Genomic DNA, 18,170 nt, shown 5'->3' on the forward strand with positions numbered 1-18,170 from the left:
AAGACAAAGAACCAAATCAAAGCTTCGTATTGTCTCTTAGTCATCCAATGTAAAAACTTGGGTTTTCTCATCTTGTTGATTCTTACTAACTGAACAAAACAACCGTCATGCTGTTCTTTTAAAAATGGAATTCTTAAACTTTTAATACATTTAAAATGAATAGAACAGCAAAAGCACATTGGTCAGGTACACTCAAAGAAGGAAAGGGAAACCTGACCACCGCAAGTGAAATTTTAAATCAAACCAATTATAGCTTCAAAACACGTTTCGATGGCGGAGAAGCAGGAACCAATCCAGAAGAGTTATTAGCGGCAGCGCATGCAGGATGTTTTACTATGGCAATCAGTTTGGCTCTTACCGAAAAAGGTTTTAATCCAACTTCTTTGGATACGGAAGCAACAGTTTCTATGGATAACAAAGGAATTACGGCAGTTCATCTATCTATAGTAGGGGATGTGTCTAATTTAGAATCTGAAGAGTTTGACAGTATTGTTAAGAATGCAGAACAAAACTGTTTTGTCTCTAAAATCCTGAGTATTCCGATAACTTCGGAATCTCAGCTCGTTTAAATATGCTATTAGCAACATACAAGCTAAGGTCAGTTGTATGTTGCTAATTAACTTATAGAATTTCGAATTTCTCATCAAATTGATAATATTCATTATTTAAGGTAACACCAATTGTTACTTTACCTTTCTGAAAGGTATTTGGAATAATAAATTTTATTAAATCTTGTTCTCTTTGGATATTGTAATTAATGGATATTTCTCCGACGTGCACACTACTTGCTTGATGTACACCTTTTCCTTTTATGGTAATAAGTTGACCTTGATATCCCATCTTCGGAAAAAAGTCATATATAGTATAGCCTAAACTTGTAATTTCAAAAGATTGCGGAAAGTATGCACCTCCAATACCTTCATACCCAACACCGATTTTATATCTTCCTTTTTTCCCTGCTAAATTTTCAACGGTCAATTTTCCTTCCTCTTCACAAGCATACTCTTGCATTAGATCCCCGTCATTTAAATTGATATAGTATTTTTCACCTTTGATAAAACTTCCTGTTAGATGAATTTTTTCACCTATGTAGAACTCTTCTTGAGTAGGTTTATTCATTTTGAGACTGCGAACTTCTATAGTTGTCGGAGTTTCAATTTCATAAAATTCTGATACATATTTATATGAATAATGGCCATCTTTGAAATCTGCTATGCGAAAAGTATACTGGTCACCATATTTATAGTTTGGGATAATTGAAAATGTTCCCAAATAATGATATTCAAAATCCTTGTATTCAAAATCATAACCTTTGATTGAGAATGTTGATCTAGGATGTATTGCTTTTTTATCGAATACAATTTGGCTTGCTAATGGTTTATCAATACTTATCTCTTCCGGAAAACGAACTATATCTCTTCCGTTATTGTACCCTAATTTAAACGGTTTTGAATCCAAACCTCCAATTTCCATAAGCTTAATCACTTTTTTATAAGGAATTTGATGATCATTAATTAAAATTAGAAAGTCACTATTATCATCTTCAGGAAGAGCTTCCCCTGAAATAACCAATTGATCCTTAAGCTGGTAGCTTAATTTTTTAGGATTATCTAGTTTACCTAAAATTTTTACAGATGCTATTCTTCTTTCGGTTTGTCCGAATGCATCAATTTTAGACTTCAGTGTGAATTGAATTACTCTGCCGTGGTATGCATTTTTTAAATTAGCTATTTTAATATCTAACTTCTTCTTGTCCGCAGAAATGGTATAAGGAATCACCGCTTGGTGCTCTTCGGTCACTAAGATGTAATCGGTATTAATTTTAGAAAAATCACCTTCTAAGGAAATTACCTCACCAACCGTTGCAGCAGTGTTTAAATAGGGTAGAGTTATATTGTTTATAATTATGCTCGTATACTCACCTTTATAAACTCCTAATTTTGTTTTTAGATAATAATAATACCGATAATTATCACCCTCTTTCGGTTTGCTCGTTAGCTTATACGTTTTGCTAAAACTTCCTATATCCACTTTATCCGTAAGAATAATAGTTTGTTCACGCTCATAAGCGTTATTGCTCAACTTCTTCTGGAACACAAATCCATGTTCTATAACTTCAATATCATTTAATTTTTTGATTTCGCCTTTTAATATAAAAGTATCGTCTCCCGCAATGGATGCGTTTTGTGTCATAACTAATGGCGCAGCATAATTTCTTTCTATTACCACAGTTTCTTTTTTACAAGAAAGCAATACTACGATCGATAAGCAGAATAGCACACAAAAGTTTAAATATTGTCTCATAAAACTCTTAATATATTTCAATATAATCATCTGATTCTGCTAATTTTAATTCATAACCTAAGGAGGATATCATACTCAATTTATACTTACCCTTAGGAAGGGATGGTGGAATGTAGAAGTAAAGACTATTACCTTCAAGAGTCGCTAAAACCGACACACTACCTATAAAAAGAATGCTGCTATTAATTCCTGTTATATTCACTTTAACTCTATCATTTGCGGTAGCACGTTTGGGATTAAATTCTATTTTTGCTTGCTGTTCTTTTGTAACTATGGAAACCCCAGTTGGTATTTTAACTTGTTTTAAAAAGTTATTCAAATTATAGCCTATATACAGTGGTTTTGTGCCTGCAGATATTTGTGGATTATTGAAATATCCTTCTCCTGGCTTGGTTACAGTAATATCAGCATGAAAATCTCCAACTAAAGCAAAGTACTCCTTATTCGGTATGAAGTTAGCTTTTACCATTATTTTTTCATTATTATACACTTCCGATGCGCTTACTTCCTTAAATTTTAAAGTTTCTACTTTTAAACGTGAATTACTTTGATACTTAAGATGGGGACTTTGTAATATGATCGGGTATTCTCCATCTTCTTCAATATCACCGATTAGTACATTATCTTGAGCATCCCACGTTGTAGTTACCACACAACGTTTGCCACCTAATAAGCAATCTGGATAGGAAACATACTCGTAAACTGTACTAGGTTTTATCTTCACATAAGAATTTGGATGTGCTATTTGTTCTGCAAAAATGATTGCATCATTTGGTATTTTTTGCAATTCGATTTTTTTCGGAAAAATAACACGATCTCTTCCATTATCATAACCTATGGAAAAATTATCTCCATATTGATCATATATAAAATCATGTAGTGAAAGTTCATTGTAATAATTCATCTCTCGATTTCCTACAATAACTCTAACACCTCTGCCAAGATTTTTACCTTGTAATTTTAGATTATCAGAAAGCTTATAGATAGTATTAGCAGGCGCGAAGATTGAACCAAGCACTTCAACTGCAGTGCAATAATGCAAAGGTTCACTATTATCCTTTAGATTTTTAAAATAAAAATTTATGTTGTCGCCATGTGAATAATAGTCAGGCATTTTAAATGTTAGCGTGTAATTATCCTTCTTTGTGAATGAAATATCTCTCTCTTTACTATCTACCAAACCGTACTCATTATTCAGTTGTGAAAAATCCCCCGTCAAATTGATTTCTTCGTCAGCAGTCGCTTGTAGGTTTTTATAATTTACAATGAATTTCGACAACTGAAAAGACTTAATATTTGTCGCATAGTTTTTGTCTTTGGTCGTAATGTAATAACAGTAGCTATAGGTTTCATTGAACTTAGCAAAACTTATATCTGGTAATTTGTATTCTATTTTTCCTGGTTTTGGAGCTTCTTTAATTGGATATTTTTCCATTAAAGAAAAATCAAAAGCTTGACCATTTTTAGAGATTGCAAAACCATGCTCTACAATTTCCAGACCTTCTGGTAGGTAAGATACCGTCGCAGCTAATATAATCTCCTTATTATTAGCTAGGATAGTTAATTCATTCTCTATTTTTATATTTAATGGAGTTTTATCTTCCTGGTAAACTTCTTCTGTTTTAGTACATGAATATCCAGTCCATAATAAAACAAACAAAAAGAAAAGTCTTTTCATATTTGGATTAAAAATTAAATCAATTGCTGTAATTATTTAAATGCCATTAGAGATTCGTCATACTAACAAAATTGTAATTTTCAAGTAGTAAGAACTTTCCTAACACACAGATAATATTTTATCTAAAATATAAACATTTATCTAGAATTTGCCTTTAAAATATAAGTTTATAGGAATACTTCAATACCCAATAACTTTTTTTTAATTTCGTCTAGATATTTATTCTTATGAATTATGCTTAATAAAACTAAATTGATGACAGCTATGCTATTATTTTCTTCTAGTATGGCTATGAGCCAAATGAAGGTAAGAGATGAGTTGCCGGACAAATACAAATGGAATTTGACAGATTTGTATGCGACAGATGAGGCTTGGAAGCAAGAGAAAGACCGCCTTCAGACAGAAATGCAAAAGGTCGCGCAGTATAAAGGTAAGTTAACGCAATCTCCTGCAACGTTATTGGAAGCTTTGGAATTCAATGCGAATCTAGGTAAAGAAATGACAAGATTGTATTCGTATGCTTCTATGAAATCGGATCAAGATACACGCGTAACCAAATACGCAGGAATGAAACAAGAGTTGGGTCAATTATTCTCTCAATATGGAGCCTTAGTTTCTTATATGGAGCCAGAATTGCTGACTTTGAAAGATGAGCAACTAAACAGTTTCTTGAACCAAGAGAAAGGTTTGGCTACCTATAAATTCTATTTAACTGATCTTTTGCGCAAAAGAGCACACAAAGGTTCGGAAGATGTAGAAAAAGTATTGGCATATTCCTCGCTGATGTCGGGAAATGCGGCTAATATTTACAGTACATTCTCGAATGCCGAATTTCCATATGGCGATATCGAAGTAGATGGTAAAACAGTGAAATTAAATGCTTCTAATTTCTCTTTGTACCGCGCTAGTGAAAACCGTGATATTCGTAAAAAAGCATTTGATATTTATTTCGGAAAATTAAATGAATTTCAACGTACCTTAGGTTCTACATTGTATGGCAATTTGAATTCCGCTTTGTTCTATGCTAAAGCGCGTAATTACAACAGCACATTAGAAGCAGCGTTGGATGCTGGAAATATTCCTACGGATGTGTACCATAATTTGGTGAAGAACGTAAATAGCAATTTGGAAACTTTCCACCGCTATTTGAATCTGCGTAAACGCATGATGGGGGTTGACCAATTGCATTATTACGATTTGTATGCGCCATTAGTGGATAAAGTAGATTTGTCCTATACGGTAGAAGAATCTATCGACAATATCTTAAAATCTTTGAAACCGCTTGGTAAAGAGTATGTGGATGTGTCGAAAAAAGCATTCAACGAGCGTTGGATTGATATGTATCCAAATGAAGGTAAACGTTCTGGTGCGTATTCGAATGGTTCAGCTTACGATGTACATCCGTATATTTTGATGAATTACAACGGTAAGTACAACGATATGTCGACGTTGACGCATGAGTTGGGTCATACAATGCACTCTTATTTGACAAACAAAAAGCAACATGTAGCGAATGCAGACTATTCTATTTTCGTGGCTGAAGTGGCTTCTACGTTGAATGAAGAATTGTTGAATGACTACATGTTGAAACAAATCAAAGACGATAAAACACGTTTAGCGATTCTAGGTAATTATTTGGAAGGTGCTAAAGGTACATTGTACCGTCAGACGCAGTTTGCTGAATTTGAATTGATGATTCACGACAAAGTAGCAAAAGGAGAGGCGTTGACAGGAGAAGACTTTGATAAGATGTATTTGGACTTGACGCGCAAATATTACGGTCACGATAAAGGCATCTGTATTGTTGATGAAAATGTAAAATCCGAATGGTCTTACATTCCACATTTCTACTACAATTTCTACGTGTATCAATACGCAACTTCTTACACTGCTTCTGCAGCATTATCAGAGAAAGTGTTGAATGGTTCGGATAATGATCGTAAAAAGTATTTGGATTTCTTGTCTTCAGGAAGTACAAAATACCCTGTAGAATTATTGGTTGATGCTGGGGTAGATATGAATTCAAAAGAACCTTTTGATTTGACAATTTCAAAAATCAATAAGGTAATAACTGAAATGGAAGCTATCTTAACAAGATTAGGAAAGTAATCCTTTTTTAGAAATATGAAGAGAAGCCGTAGCATTGAGTTGTTACGGTTTTTTTTGTTTAAGGGCGTGTCTTACCTATTTTATTTCGTCATATTGAACGTAGTGAAATATCTCATATAATGAACATCTATCATACTTCTAACTTTATGATTAAAGATTATTTGAATTTATGAGATGATTTTATCAATATTCTATTATTATAACAATTCAATAAAATTGCATATCAATTTCGCCTGTATGCTTTGTATCTGGTCAGGGATTTGCCTTTCGGGTTACATAGCAATAATGACAACGAGTTTATGTTAGTAGCAAGATGGTATGGAAAGGTCTATAACTATGTTAGTTAGCAGTATTATTTAATTATTTTTGCTATATCCTCGAGCAAATATGGCAAATCACCATGGGGTATAAAGTTTGGAAAAGCCTTTTGATCTTGTAAATTTTTGTCTATGGTTTTGTTTCGCCAGCTTACAATTCCTGGATCGATAAATCTCTTTAATTTGCTATCTATGAAATGGAACCTGTTTCCATGAGCAGCCGCATTTCTAAGATGCCTTAGGAATTTAATGTCATCAATATTCCTAATTTCATGATAAATCGGAAGATCTTTAATGTTTTCATAGGCAAACAATATTAACATGCATGAAGCAATACTTGCAACTTCAGCTGATCTATCATCCGATAAACTTATATTAAAGTAATTACTTTTTGATAGGTGAGTATCTTCCTTACATGAAGATTCCATAGATAGTAAAAGATCAGTATCTCCAATCTTCGAATTTAATTCATTTAGACAAAGTCTTGGAGCAATGATACCGCCCCATAAGCAAGTGTATGTGTCAATTGCTAGATAGAATATTTTATCAGTTTCGATTGGTCTCATGTGTTTAGTTTTTTTGCAATAGTTATGGCCAGCGGACTGAGTATTGGATAGCGGCTAATTAGAGAACCGAAAATACGCTATTGTTAAATAGCGGCTTGCAAAATAATAATAATTTATCAATGTATTATCAGATTTACAACTCCAATTTATACACATTTCCTTTAGATCCTGTCAAATAAATCACTTGACCATCAGAACTTTTAACAAGCGTATTAAAACTAAGTGTAGAAATATTTTTCCAATTTTCTCCACCATCGTAAGAAATATCCGTACCTGAAGTACCAGTTGCTAAAACTATATTTTCGGAAATATATAATACATCTGATCGGAAACCTAGGACTGGAGAATTTGGTTTAGTCCAACTTAGACCTGCATCTTTGGTAAGCAAGATATTATTTTGGTTATTTTTGTCTTCTAAGTAATTTCCACCCACAGCAATTCCTGTATTTAAATTCCAAAAATCAATAGCAAAAACTCCTGTGGACGATTCACCCGACCAAATAGGAACATCATATTTATCTATTTTCAATCCCTTTGGATTGTAATTGAAGAAGCTGGAATATTTTCCACCTGTTCCGATATACAAACGATCTTTGAATAGTTTCATGGAAGATCCCGAAGCGGCAAAAGCAGCTTCTCCTTCGTCCGCTATTAAGTAATAATCGTTGCTTACATCCGTCCACGTTTTTCCTTTATTGCTCGTCTTTAGTAATTGAAATTTTCCTTCGATGGGATCACCTAAGATGTACCCAACTTTGCCTACAAAATCCAAATCATCTAAGAAAATGTCGGGATGGCTATTTTCGTACACCATTTGCCAAGTTTTTCCTGCATTGTTGGTGCGAAGTACGACGGCTGGTGAACCAGCGTTGACAATAACAGCTTCCTTATCCGAAAAGGCGTAAATATCCCGAAAATCGTATGTTTCATATCCCGCAGGATTTACCCAATTCCAGGTTTTGCCTTGATCTTTGGAATAACCTACTGTTCCTTTGCTGCCGCTAATCCAAACGGTATTTTTTCCAACTGTCGACATGCCACGAAAGCTTGCCGGAATATTTTCTACCAGAGGAACAAAAGTCTGCGCATAAAGACTCAAACTGATTAGTAAACAGGAAAGGGTAAATACGATTTTCGATAGCATTATGAAGTTTTTATGTTAATTGTGCAAGCAAGTTATCAAACTCTTGGCGTAATTTCGAAAGCTCAGCTTCCAAAGTTGCTACGCGCTCCTCCAGTTGTTGCACTTGACCGCTACTGTTTGATGATGCTACAGCTACTGAATTTTCATAATCTGCTTCATTAAATTCTGTAAACAAATGCACATAACGTGCTTCTTTTTGTCCTGGAAGTTTTGGCAGAAGCTTGATATAAGGTTGTTCGCCATCAGTAAGTTTGTTGAGATAAGATTGTACTTCTTCCATATCTTCGAATTCGTATAACCTGCCCGAATTGGAGTTGATTTCTCCTGCAGTCAATGGGCCACGCAAAAATAGAAGACACAGAATCGCCAATTCAGCTGGCACCAAAGGGTAGTGGATAGCAATATTGTGTTTGTATTTGGTTACTCGCGAACCTCCGCCTACAACTGTAGAAATAAGACCTAGCTTTTTTAACGTATCCAACGTATGGATTACGGTACTCTCATCGTAGTTTACCACTGGCTTACGTGAAGTTTTTTGATTACATGCGGTTTGTAATCCATTAATAGTCATGGGATAATATTCAGGCGTGGTTTTGGATTTTTCTAATAAGGATCCTAAAACACGAATTTGTTCTGCATTTAAGGTTGGTATTGGTTTCTGTGTTTCCATATTCAAATTAAAGGTTAGTACTTTTCGAAGATAAGAATTATTTAGTTCTTCGTATTTTCGTGTGCTAATAAAAAAATACATTGCTTAAGATCGCTCATCATACCGCTTATATTCATCCTTTGCGTGAAGGACATCGTTTTCCGATGATCAAGTACGAACTGATTCCCGAACAATTGCTGTACGAAGGGATTGTTCAGCCTGAGAATTTCTTTGCACCACAGTTAGCTGATTTTGAAACTTGCTGTTTGGCTCACGATAAAGACTATGTGCAACAGCTTTTCGATTTGACTTTGGATGCCAAGATGGTGCGACGCATAGGGTTTCCATTATCCCAATCTTTGGTAGATCGGGAACGATATATTTTGGATGGAACGATTCACTCTGCGCTTTATGCGTTGAAATATGGTATTTCCTTTAATACGGCAGGAGGCACGCATCATGCAGGATTCGATTATGGCGAAGGATTTTGCTTGATGAATGATCAAGCGGTAGCTACAAATTATCTTTTGGCAAACGGTCATGCAAAGAAAATCTTGATTATTGATTTGGATGTGCATCAAGGAAATGGAACGGCTCATATTTTTCTAGATAATCCGAACGTATTTACGTTCTCTATGCATGGCGCGAAAAATTTTCCTTTTATAAAAGAAAAATCAGATAAGGATGTAGAAATGCCTGATGGAATTTCAGATGAAGAATATTTGCGCTTATTAATCAGTAATTTGGAAGAATTGTTTGCTGTAGTAAAACCCGATTTTGTATTTTACCAAGCTGGAGTAGATATTCTATCTTCAGATAAATTAGGTAAACTAAAAGTTTCGAAAGAAGGCTGTAAACATCGTGATTTTCTGGTAATTAATAAATGTTTTGAACTTGGTATACCCGTGCAAATATCGATGGGTGGAGGCTATTCCATTCATATTAAGGATATTGTGGATGCGCACGTATCGACTTATAAAACGGCAATTGATATTTTTGATTTTTAGCCGAAATACTTTTATATTTTTGTTTCTTTAACTTTAATCTATGTTTTTTCATCAAGACGCAACATTCGAGAATTTGTCGATTCATCATGTGGGCAACAAAGCCAATGATGAGTTTTATATACTATCCGAAAATCCTATTGATTTATCTCAAGATGAAATATTGCCCGATTTATTGATGCAATATTTTATGAAGCCTTTTGCGAAGATCACGGAGGTTTATCGTTTTTTTCATCCCAATGAGGAATTAGAATTAAACGAAGTTTACCATTTTGCTAAGAAATTCTTCTCGGGAGATTTGAGTTTTCATGAGTTTTCGCAACAGGTAACGAAGCATTTGTATGAAGTGTCGGATCACCCAAAAATCAAATCTGGTGAGGTGTATGTGGTGGCACTGAAGAACGTACAAATGGAAGGAGAGGACCATGCGGCAGTGGGAATTTTTAAGTCTGAAAATAAAGAGGCATATCTAAAAGTTTATCCAGAGCAAGGTGGTTTTCAATTGAATTATGAGCAGGAAGCAATTAATATCAATAAACTGGATAAGGGTGTTGTCATTGTCAATACCGAGGAAGAGGAAGGATTTAAAGTGTTGGTGGTCGATCAGACCAATCAGTCAGAGGCTGTGTATTGGAAGGACAATTTCTTGAAATTGAAATCGCGTAATGACGCTTATCAGCAGACGGGAAATCTAATGAAAGTGTACAAAAACTTCGTGAACGAAAAATTAGATGAAGTTTTTGAGTTGGAAACGGCGGATAAAATCGATTTGTTGAATCGTTCAATGAATTATTTCAAAAGCAAGGAAACTTTTGATAGTGCCGAATTTGAAGAAGAGGTGATTGGTAATCCACAGGCGGTTTCATTATTCAACGATTACAAACAGAACTTTGAAGATGAATTTGATATGCCTTTTCAAGTAAATTTTGAGATAGCGACTCCTGCTGTCAAAAAAATGGCTAGTTCGTACAAGTCTGTCATTAAATTGGATAAAAATTTCCATATTTACGTTCATGGAAAACGTGAATACCTGGAACAGGGATTTGATGAGGATAAAGGTATGAACTATTATAAGCTGTATTACGAAAATGAGACACAAAGCTAGAAATAGCAAGTTCAAAAAATACTATTACACCATAGGCATTTGTTTGGTTTTGATTCTTCTGATGGAAGTGTTAAAACCAAACACTTTATGGATAGAAAAATATTATTCGCAACTATTCTATCCAGCCATTTCTTACCTCTACATTATTTTATTTTCATGGATTCCATTTAGTGTAGGCGACCTCTTTTATGCTATCGCAGGGATAACTATTTTTTATCAGATTATTCAAATCTTAAGAAGTTTAATTAAATGGAATATACTTAAATTAAGAAGTCATCTTATTTACGTAATAACAATTATTTCAGGTATTTATACATTATTTTATGTCAACTGGGGCTTGAATTATTACAGAGTTCCTATAGCGAATAAATTAGATCTTGATGGGTATAAAATAACCAAAGAAGAGCATCTTAAAGTATTGAATAAATACATCACTATTGCTAATGATTTACGCGAGCAAATAGATGTAGATATTAAAACAAAAAAAGGAGTGAAAGGAGATTTGACAGAAATAGTTCTGCAAGACACCTTATTAAATGATTATCTCTGTAAAACTCAAGTTTGTGTGAAAACCCCAATTTCAAGTGAACTGTCATCTTATTTTACGGTTTCAGGCTATTTCAATCCGTTTACCTTAGAAGTTCAGGTGAATCAATTGATTCCAAATGCTTCTTATCCTTTTGTGAATGTGCATGAGATGGCACATCAAATGGGTGTGGGCTTCGAGGACGAATGTAATTTTGTTGCTTTCCTGACGTTGAAGGATAATGAAGATTTGTGGTATAAATATTCGGCTTATTACTCCGCTGTTGAATATTTGCTGCAACCTCTGTATGGTAATAAAGAGTTATTTGAAACCTATAAAGCTAAATTATCTTCTAAGGTTTTAGCTGATTTTCGTCAAGAAAGAGAGTTTTGGCAATCGTATCGCGGTTGGATAGATAAGATTTCAGGCGTGTTTTACAACCAATTTTTAAAACATAATAATCAACCCGAAGGATTGGATCGTTACAGTATGATGGCAACTCTTCTTGTCGCTTGGGAAAAACAACAAGAAGAATTGCCGTAAGTTTTTAAAACTTCTCTATCCAATTTTCAAAAGCTTGCACGAATTTCTTGCATAACTCATTGGTTCCATCTGAGTTAATATTTCCATTCTCGTCCAATATTTTGGTTACATTTCCAATATACATTTCAGGTTGCTGTAGACAAGGCATATTGAGGAAAGTAAGACATTGACGCAAATGGTGATTGGCTCCAAAAGCACTGATAGCTCCCGGAGAAACTGAAACAATAGCCGCAGGTCTGCCATCCCATTGACTTTTGCCATAAGGTCTAGAACCTACATCCAAGGCATTTTTTAATACTGCCGGAATGGATCTGTTGTATTCTGGTGTAAAAAATAAAAAGGCATCAAAAGAGGAAAGGGTATTTCGAAAGTTGGCGTAGCTTTCTGGTGGATTTCCTTGGTCAATATCTTCGTTGTACAAAGGTAAGTCGCCAATTTCTATGAATTCGTAGCTGTATTTTTTATCTAATATTTCAACTAGATTTTTAGCAATTTTCTTGTTGAAGGATTCCTTGCGCAAGCTTCCTACTAGTATTCCAATTCTTTTGCTCATAACGTTTTTGTTTTAATTGTATGAAGCAAACAATTAGATGCCATCAAAAGTTTCAAAAAAAGCGAACTAGGATTCGTAGTTCGCTTTTTTAAAGTGTTAGGATATCGTTTCCAAAATATCTAAGATTAAAGGATAAGTATTTTCTTTTACTTTTTTCAGATCCTTTTTGTTTAACCATACGGCTTCAGTGATATCTTCTTCGGTCTGTGGAACCAATTTAGGGACTTTGTTTACGCCCATATCGTACCATTTGGTTTGCTTAAGGACAAATTTGCCACGCATGATGTAAGTATGGTAAGTGGTCGCAATTCTGTCGCCTAAATAATCCACCTTAATACCGCATTCTTCTTCTACCTCACGGACAGCAGCTTCACGCATTTTTTCACCTTCGTCTACTTTCCCTTTTGGCAGATCCCATTTACCTAGACGATGAATAAATAAGTAGTCACCTTCTCCATTTCTCACCAAACCACCTGCTGCGTAAATAATTTTAATGTCAGAGATAATTTTCTTAAAAAAAGAGGTAATTTCAGGATGTACAAACAAATAGGTAATTTGTTGGTTTTTAGTGGATATGTTAAAAAGTTTTTCTAAGTCAATTTCTTGTAATCCAATCGTTTGTACATTTTTTTTGATCTTAGGAGTAAAATCTGCTAAAATTAGCAGGCTTTGGTTCATATAAATTTTATAAATTTGTGCCATGAATAATTTAAATGAGGTTGAACAAAAAGTTGCTGAATCCTTATTGCAAATTAAAGCAATAAAATTACAACCTAAAAGTCCTTTTACATGGGCTTCGGGTTGGAAGTCTCCAATTTATTGTGATAATCGTATCACACTTTCCCATCCAGCTATCCGTACTTACATTCGTCAGAAATTAGCAAAACTTATCCAAGAAGAATTTGGTTCTGTAGAAATGATTTCTGGTGTTGCTACAGCAGGTATTCCACAAGGTGTATTAGTAGCACAAGATTTAGGTTTACCATTCACGTATGTACGTAGCAGTGCAAAAGATCATGGCCGTCAAAATTTGATTGAAGGTGAAGTAGTCGAAGGACAACGTGTAGTTGTTGTAGAAGATTTAGTTTCTACTGGCAAAAGCTCATTACAAGCTGTACAAGCATTGCGCGATGCAGGATGTAATGTGGTAGGATTAGTGTCGATATTTACTTATGGATTTGACGAAGCAGCTAAAAACTTTGCTGATGCGAAATGTCCTTTGTTTTCATTATGTAACTATGATGCATTGATTAAAGTAGCGGTAGATAATAGTTATGTATTGGATTCTGATGTAGAATTTTTACAATCTTGGAGAAAAGATCCAGCAAACTGGTCTCCAGCACAATAATCAATATATACTAACTATGACTATTATTCAAAACAGTGTTGTAATAAACAAGCCTATTAAGGAAGTTTATGATTTTTTAAGTGATTTAAATAATCACGAACAATTAATGCCTGAAAATATCTATAACTGGTCTTCAACAGCTGATGAAGCTCGTTTTACAATCAAAAACATGGCTAAATTGGCACTTAAAATTAGTGAACGTGTAGAGAATAAAGAAATAGTTTGTGTTCCCTCAGAAGAGGCTCCATTTGAAGTGAAATTAGCTTGGCAAGTAGAGGAAGTTTCAGCGAATGAAACAAAAGCTACTTTTATCATCGAAGCTCAATTGAATATGATGATGAAGATGATGGCTTCAGGACCATTGAAAAAGTTAGTGGATCATCAAACGGGTCAATTAAAAGAAAAACTAGGGTAATCTTAATCTTTGATTACTTAACATATTAAAACAAAGGCTTCAAACTCTAATTTTGAAGCCTTTGTTTTTTTAGAACGTAAAGGTGAGATGCGTTAAAAATTTATTCACTAGCTCTGTTCGGCCTTTACTGATATTTTGTGCAATGGGCGTTTGATAAGAAAACCCAAAAGCTAAACCACGTACCGTTGCTTCTAATCCTAAATTTGTATTCGTGTTATATCCTCCAGTCTCATCGATTTGATAATCCATAGTATGATCTTTGGCTTGATTTTCATATTGCAGGCCCACGTTCGGACGAAGCTTTATATCGCTGCTTAGTGCGGTATTATAATACACACTTCCATTAAGTGTTAATTTGTTGCCATATTGGTAGTCATCTTTGTTTTTTGTGTTGACCTTATAGCTTGCATTTGTGTTCAAACCTATATTATTCAATCGAATGTCGTAGTTTACTGAACCTGTAAAATCTACACTTCCTGTTCCCAATTGATAGATATTAGGGGAGTTCATATTGGTAAACTCATCTTTATTATATTGACCAGTAGGTAATTTTGCGCCCACGCCAACCCAAATCGATTGTGTAAATACACTTTCTTTATTCAGTAAATTGAAATAACCGCTCAGATTAATATCGCCTAAGCCATCTTTTTTAGACTTCGAGTCAGTTCCATAATTAAACTTTTCGATATGGCTGTAAGGAACAATCGCCATTACACGCCAACGCGAACCAATGTTCCAAGCAGACCATAATTCTGCGGTATGGTATTTTTCTTTGTTGCTTAATGCTGTGGTTTTGCCATCAACGTCCAATTGCGTATTGACGTAGTTAAAATGATAACGTATTCCCACAAAACGTTTATTAAAATTGGGAAGTAATCCCGTGTAATTGCTTCCTAATCCGCCACCGCAAATTTCACAAGCGAAAAGACTCGTGAAATTCATTCCTGCAATCGCTGTTAATAGTATAATTTTTCTCATGGCTGCATAAATAGTTTATTGTTGACGAATGATTCATCATTCAACGTATTGAGGAAAGCGAGCAAGTCTTGCATTTCCTTTTGATCAAGTGGAATTCCGTTGTTTTCTTTCAAAATAGGATCGAGGTTGGCTGTTTGTTGTACCTCTTTTGCATAATGTTTTAACACACCTTCCAATGTATAAATGCTCCCATCGTGCATGTATGGAGCAGTATATTTTAAATTCCGCAACGTCGGCACCTTAAATTTTAATTTATCTTCCTCGCGCAGTGTAATTTCATATCTGCCCAAATCTTTTACGATATTGATCCCTAATCCATTATCTCGAAAGCTGTGATCTGTAAATAATGGTTCACGATGGCAGGAATTACATTTGGACTGAAAGATTTTGTATCCATTTTCTTCCGCTGTAGTAAAAGACGCCTCTTTTCTTTGTACTTTATCGTATTTCGAATTAACTGAAACGAGCATTACCATAAAATGTGAGAGTGCTTTGAATACTTGTGTAGAATTTATTGTTGATGTTCCAAACGCTTTTTGAAACAAAGCTGGATATTGCTGATGCGCCTGCAGTTTCTTCACCACATTTTCCATTGTTTCATCCATTTCTATAGGATTGTGAATGGGAACCATTGGCGCCAGATCCAATTGCTGTACACCACCATCCCAGAAAAACGAATTTGACCAAGCTAAATTAATTAGCGCACTGGAATTGCGAATTCCCAATTGGTCATCAATTCCATGGCTCACATCGTGTCCGTGATGAGTAAAAGCATTTTGACTAACATGACAGCTTGCGCAGGAAATAGTATTGTCACGTGATAAAATACCATCATGAAAGAGTTTCTTTCCCAATTCAAAAGTCTCTTTACTCAATGGAGTAATAGCAAAACTATAAGTGGGCTCCGGAAAATGTATCGGTTTTTGAAATCCTATAAATGTGCTAAGATTCAAATCTTCCACCTTTTTACAAGCCCAAATCCCACAAAACACGAAAAGCAATACCAATAGCTTTTGCTTATTTTTCATTATTTGCTATCTTTTGAAAATTGTGCGTATGATCATGCGTAAACATTGTAGCATAATTATCTGCTATGTCTGAGTGCGGTCCCGAATGCATGACCATAGGGGTAGTTGCAATTGACATACTGTTCGGACCATCAAAGACTTTACCGATATCCACCATTAAATGAATGTCTGAAGAAAGGTTTTCTTGTACTTTGCTGATTCCAGCTTTTGTTAAATCAATTTTAATAACACGGTTATTATTGACGGTTCGAGTTTCATACCCTCCAAAAAATCCAATGTGATATTTATAACTTTTGGAAGCATTCGGAGAGGCAGCAGAAGTGCCCTCTATTTTGAAGTGGATATAACCCGAGTTCCAATCCCAATACATTCCATTGGTAGCTACATCCAATACACCAGCTCTCTTTTCAACAGGTAATGTATTGGTGAGGCTATCTACTCCCAAATTAAATTCTAAAGTTTGGTATTCGCCTTCAGGAATGTTTAGTGTAGGTTGTAAAGATTCCGATTGACTGGCATTTATTAAAAAGAATGACTCTTCTTTAGGAATAGTAAATACTTCGCCGTTAGTTTTGGTGAATTTGATATTGCTGACAAAATATTTAAGAATATAAATATTGAAGGTTTCATTACTATTATTCGAATAGGTGCCATCATTCAATACTAGTTTTTTTGCGCCGACAATATGGTCGAACTTTAGTTTTACTTGTCCGACTTTTTTGTCATCAATTTGGATATCCTTATTTTTTGTACAACCGCACAATAGGGTGCTCAAGCATAGTACACCCATTAAAATTTTTTTCATGAAATATTAATTAGATAAATAACACTGTATTCTGTCTAATGCACATTAATGGCTTGGCAGAATGATTTTTTTTTAAAAGAAAAGAATGTTATTATCCAAAGAGCGGCGGGCGATCCAAAGTAAAGGAATAGTCCTTAGGATTCAGATTAGAAGTATATAAACTGTAAATTTTGTTTTGGATTGGTAACAATGAGGTCAATTCAAACGAAAAGAAATCAGTGTTTACAGCTAGGCCTTCTTGAAAATTAATTTTGAAGCTTTGCTGTTCATTTTCTTGTTGGCTTTTTAATTTCTTCATCAAATAACACTGCCCATGACAAGTATTATTTTCCATACTGCGCTGTACACACAAATATTTCTCGATATAATTCTGATTATAATAGAATGAAGTACATATCACTAAAGTCATGTTGCATTGTATTAACATGATAGGGATTAGGATATATAACAGCCAAGTTTTCATTCGTGGCAAATCTACAATATTGTATGAGGAAATAAAATTATTAATTACAATTTTTTATGTGATAAATTTATTTGGATTAATTCTTAATAACGTATATATTTGTCCTGTCAACTTGAACAGAGGTAGTATTAAACATGATTTGTCCATTAGCTAACGTAGAAGAGGTATTCAAAACAGAAGTAGGAGCGGTTTACCAATGTAGCAGAAAAAATTGCTATTGGTTGGAATTCCAGGATACAACGACATCTTTTAGTGTTAGTGACTTCCTTTTATTCAAAAAGCGTATTGATAGCATTGACATCGAAAATATGCTGTGTGATTCTTCCAGAAGTTCGGATTTTGAAATTGTAATGCCTTTCCGTACTGAACGTTGTTTTCTTCTTTCCGTAGAAGATATTCTCAATCTTCGCGAGATTTTAGATGGCGCTAAATTTATGATCGAGTTTAATGGCCAAATGAAGAGCTTTTTACGTCGCGGAGCGGTTTTTGCCTTTTAATTTTAATTGTACTGATTCTAAATAACTTACAAATTCCAAGTCTAATTTAGACTTAATTTGTATTACACTTTTTTTATCCAATTCATCTTTCTTGCACTTATCTTTGTTCTAGTTAGTAAGTGGTATAACTATTGCTTA

At 34.4% G+C, this 18,170-nt stretch carries 19 protein-coding genes; 8 read left to right on the top strand and 11 right to left on the bottom strand.

Features of this window, described 5'->3' with window-relative positions; translation table 11 throughout:
* The first annotated feature begins 155 nt into the window (after positions 1-155).
* Positions 156-569, top strand: a complete 414-nt coding sequence (locus tag G5B32_RS00445; protein WP_165289534.1) for an OsmC family peroxiredoxin — start codon at positions 156-158, stop codon at positions 567-569.
* 52 nt (positions 570-621) lie between these two features.
* On the opposite strand, the gene G5B32_RS00450 is transcribed toward G5B32_RS00445, so the two are convergent.
* Together G5B32_RS00450 and G5B32_RS00455 are read right to left on the bottom strand one after the other, a co-directional pair.
* Positions 622-2,304, bottom strand: coding sequence for an IPT/TIG domain-containing protein (locus tag G5B32_RS00450; RefSeq protein ID WP_165289536.1), 1,683 nt, complete (start codon positions 2,302-2,304; stop codon positions 622-624).
* Positions 2,305-2,311: 7 nt separating this feature from the next.
* A complete protein-coding gene (locus G5B32_RS00455) occupies positions 2,312-3,982 on the bottom strand; it encodes a hypothetical protein (protein ID WP_165289537.1) in 1,671 nt (556 codons plus the stop codon).
* A gap of 234 nt (positions 3,983-4,216) precedes the next feature.
* Here G5B32_RS00455 and pepF point away from each other — a divergent pair, with 234 nt between their 5' ends.
* Positions 4,217-6,091, top strand: coding sequence for an oligoendopeptidase F (gene pepF / locus G5B32_RS00460; protein ID WP_165289539.1), 1,875 nt, complete (start codon positions 4,217-4,219; stop codon positions 6,089-6,091).
* A 352-nt stretch (positions 6,092-6,443) separates the two neighbouring features.
* On the opposite strand, the gene G5B32_RS00465 is transcribed toward pepF, so the two are convergent.
* The 3 genes from G5B32_RS00465 to G5B32_RS00475 form a co-directional block, all read right to left on the bottom strand.
* Positions 6,444-6,974 carry a hypothetical protein gene (locus G5B32_RS00465; RefSeq protein ID WP_165289541.1) on the bottom strand — a complete coding sequence of 177 codons (531 nt, stop codon included), beginning with the start codon at positions 6,972-6,974 and terminating at the stop codon, positions 6,444-6,446.
* A gap of 133 nt (positions 6,975-7,107) precedes the next feature.
* Positions 7,108-8,118 carry a WD40/YVTN/BNR-like repeat-containing protein gene (locus G5B32_RS00470; RefSeq protein WP_223815220.1) on the bottom strand — a complete coding sequence of 337 codons (1,011 nt, stop codon included), beginning with the start codon at positions 8,116-8,118 and terminating at the stop codon, positions 7,108-7,110.
* A gap of 10 nt (positions 8,119-8,128) precedes the next feature.
* Entirely contained in the window at positions 8,129-8,788 is a 660-nt protein-coding gene (locus tag G5B32_RS00475; RefSeq protein WP_165289543.1) for a YceH family protein, read from the bottom strand.
* An 80-nt stretch (positions 8,789-8,868) separates the two neighbouring features.
* Here G5B32_RS00475 and G5B32_RS00480 point away from each other — a divergent pair, with 80 nt between their 5' ends.
* From G5B32_RS00480 to G5B32_RS00490, 3 genes are read left to right on the top strand one after another with little or no spacing between them, the layout of a single operon-like run.
* A complete protein-coding gene (locus tag G5B32_RS00480; protein WP_190301349.1) occupies positions 8,869-9,774 on the top strand; it encodes a histone deacetylase in 906 nt (301 codons plus the stop codon).
* A 40-nt stretch (positions 9,775-9,814) separates the two neighbouring features.
* A complete protein-coding gene (locus G5B32_RS00485) occupies positions 9,815-10,876 on the top strand; it encodes a nucleoid-associated protein (RefSeq protein WP_165289545.1) in 1,062 nt (353 codons plus the stop codon).
* Positions 10,860-11,945, top strand: coding sequence for a DUF3810 domain-containing protein (locus G5B32_RS00490; protein WP_165289547.1), 1,086 nt, complete (start codon positions 10,860-10,862; stop codon positions 11,943-11,945). The genes G5B32_RS00485 and G5B32_RS00490 overlap by 17 nt, the downstream gene beginning before the upstream one ends.
* Before the next feature lie 4 nt (positions 11,946-11,949).
* Here G5B32_RS00490 and G5B32_RS00495 read toward each other — a convergent pair whose 3' ends face one another.
* The gene (locus G5B32_RS00495) at positions 11,950-12,498 is read right to left on the bottom strand and encodes an NADPH-dependent FMN reductase (RefSeq protein ID WP_165289548.1); all 549 of its coding nucleotides are present in this window, start codon (positions 12,496-12,498) and stop codon (positions 11,950-11,952) included.
* A 96-nt stretch (positions 12,499-12,594) separates the two neighbouring features.
* Complete coding sequence (locus G5B32_RS00500; RefSeq protein ID WP_165289550.1) at positions 12,595-13,200, bottom strand: NUDIX hydrolase; 606 nt, start codon at positions 13,198-13,200, stop codon at positions 12,595-12,597.
* On the opposite strand from G5B32_RS00500, the gene pyrE reads away from it, so the two are divergent.
* A complete protein-coding gene (pyrE, locus tag G5B32_RS00505) occupies positions 13,199-13,846 on the top strand; it encodes an orotate phosphoribosyltransferase (protein ID WP_165289552.1) in 648 nt (215 codons plus the stop codon). The two genes, G5B32_RS00500 and pyrE, sit on opposite strands and share 2 nt — an antisense overlap.
* A gap of 16 nt (positions 13,847-13,862) precedes the next feature.
* Entirely contained in the window at positions 13,863-14,261 is a 399-nt protein-coding gene (locus G5B32_RS00510) for an SRPBCC family protein (protein ID WP_165289553.1), read from the top strand.
* A 69-nt stretch (positions 14,262-14,330) separates the two neighbouring features.
* Here the strand turns inward: G5B32_RS00510 and G5B32_RS00515 are convergent, their stop codons facing one another.
* The 4 genes from G5B32_RS00515 to G5B32_RS00530 form a co-directional block, all read right to left on the bottom strand.
* Entirely contained in the window at positions 14,331-15,239 is a 909-nt protein-coding gene (locus G5B32_RS00515; RefSeq protein WP_165289555.1) for a transporter, read from the bottom strand.
* Positions 15,236-16,267, bottom strand: a complete 1,032-nt coding sequence (locus G5B32_RS00520) for a cytochrome c peroxidase (RefSeq protein WP_165289557.1) — start codon at positions 16,265-16,267, stop codon at positions 15,236-15,238. Before G5B32_RS00520 ends, G5B32_RS00515 begins: the two co-directional genes overlap by 4 nt.
* Positions 16,257-17,072, bottom strand: a complete 816-nt coding sequence (locus G5B32_RS00525) for an MbnP family protein (protein ID WP_165289558.1) — start codon at positions 17,070-17,072, stop codon at positions 16,257-16,259. The genes G5B32_RS00520 and G5B32_RS00525 overlap by 11 nt, the downstream gene beginning before the upstream one ends.
* A gap of 91 nt (positions 17,073-17,163) precedes the next feature.
* Complete coding sequence (locus G5B32_RS00530; protein ID WP_165289560.1) at positions 17,164-17,481, bottom strand: hypothetical protein; 318 nt, start codon at positions 17,479-17,481, stop codon at positions 17,164-17,166.
* A 188-nt stretch (positions 17,482-17,669) separates the two neighbouring features.
* Between G5B32_RS00530 and G5B32_RS00535 the strand changes: the two genes are divergently transcribed.
* A complete protein-coding gene (locus G5B32_RS00535; protein ID WP_165289562.1) occupies positions 17,670-18,032 on the top strand; it encodes a DUF6686 family protein in 363 nt (120 codons plus the stop codon).
* Positions 18,033-18,170 lie beyond the last annotated feature (138 nt).

Source organism: Sphingobacterium sp. SGL-16, assembly GCF_011043515.1.
Classification (GTDB): domain Bacteria; phylum Bacteroidota; class Bacteroidia; order Sphingobacteriales; family Sphingobacteriaceae; genus Sphingobacterium; species Sphingobacterium litopenaei.

Bases quoted from the DNA above. Each gene is read 5' to 3' on its own strand.
- G5B32_RS00445 (WP_165289534.1), top strand. From the start codon at position 156: ATGAATAGAACAGCAAAAGCACATTGGTCAGGTACACTCAAAGAAGGA.
- G5B32_RS00535 (WP_165289562.1), top strand. From the start codon at position 17,670: ATGATTTGTCCATTAGCTAACGTAGAAGAGGTATTCAAAACAGAAGTA.
- pyrE (WP_165289552.1), top strand. From the start codon at position 13,199: ATGAATAATTTAAATGAGGTTGAACAAAAAGTTGCTGAATCCTTATTG.
- G5B32_RS00455 (WP_165289537.1), bottom strand. From the start codon at position 3,982: ATGAAAAGACTTTTCTTTTTGTTTGTTTTATTATGGACTGGATATTCA.
- G5B32_RS00520 (WP_165289557.1), bottom strand. From the start codon at position 16,267: ATGAAAAATAAGCAAAAGCTATTGGTATTGCTTTTCGTGTTTTGTGGG.
- G5B32_RS00510 (WP_165289553.1), top strand. From the start codon at position 13,863: ATGACTATTATTCAAAACAGTGTTGTAATAAACAAGCCTATTAAGGAA.
- G5B32_RS00485 (WP_165289545.1), top strand. From the start codon at position 9,815: ATGTTTTTTCATCAAGACGCAACATTCGAGAATTTGTCGATTCATCAT.
- G5B32_RS00490 (WP_165289547.1), top strand. From the start codon at position 10,860: ATGAGACACAAAGCTAGAAATAGCAAGTTCAAAAAATACTATTACACC.
- G5B32_RS00500 (WP_165289550.1), bottom strand. From the start codon at position 13,200: ATGGCACAAATTTATAAAATTTATATGAACCAAAGCCTGCTAATTTTA.
- G5B32_RS00470 (WP_223815220.1), bottom strand. From the start codon at position 8,118: ATGCTATCGAAAATCGTATTTACCCTTTCCTGTTTACTAATCAGTTTG.
- G5B32_RS00530 (WP_165289560.1), bottom strand. From the start codon at position 17,481: ATGACTTTAGTGATATGTACTTCATTCTATTATAATCAGAATTATATC.
- pepF (WP_165289539.1), top strand. From the start codon at position 4,217: ATGCTTAATAAAACTAAATTGATGACAGCTATGCTATTATTTTCTTCT.
- G5B32_RS00475 (WP_165289543.1), bottom strand. From the start codon at position 8,788: ATGGAAACACAGAAACCAATACCAACCTTAAATGCAGAACAAATTCGT.
- G5B32_RS00465 (WP_165289541.1), bottom strand. From the start codon at position 6,974: ATGAGACCAATCGAAACTGATAAAATATTCTATCTAGCAATTGACACA.
- G5B32_RS00450 (WP_165289536.1), bottom strand. From the start codon at position 2,304: ATGAGACAATATTTAAACTTTTGTGTGCTATTCTGCTTATCGATCGTA.
- G5B32_RS00495 (WP_165289548.1), bottom strand. From the start codon at position 12,498: ATGAGCAAAAGAATTGGAATACTAGTAGGAAGCTTGCGCAAGGAATCC.
- G5B32_RS00525 (WP_165289558.1), bottom strand. From the start codon at position 17,072: ATGAAAAAAATTTTAATGGGTGTACTATGCTTGAGCACCCTATTGTGC.
- G5B32_RS00515 (WP_165289555.1), bottom strand. From the start codon at position 15,239: ATGAGAAAAATTATACTATTAACAGCGATTGCAGGAATGAATTTCACG.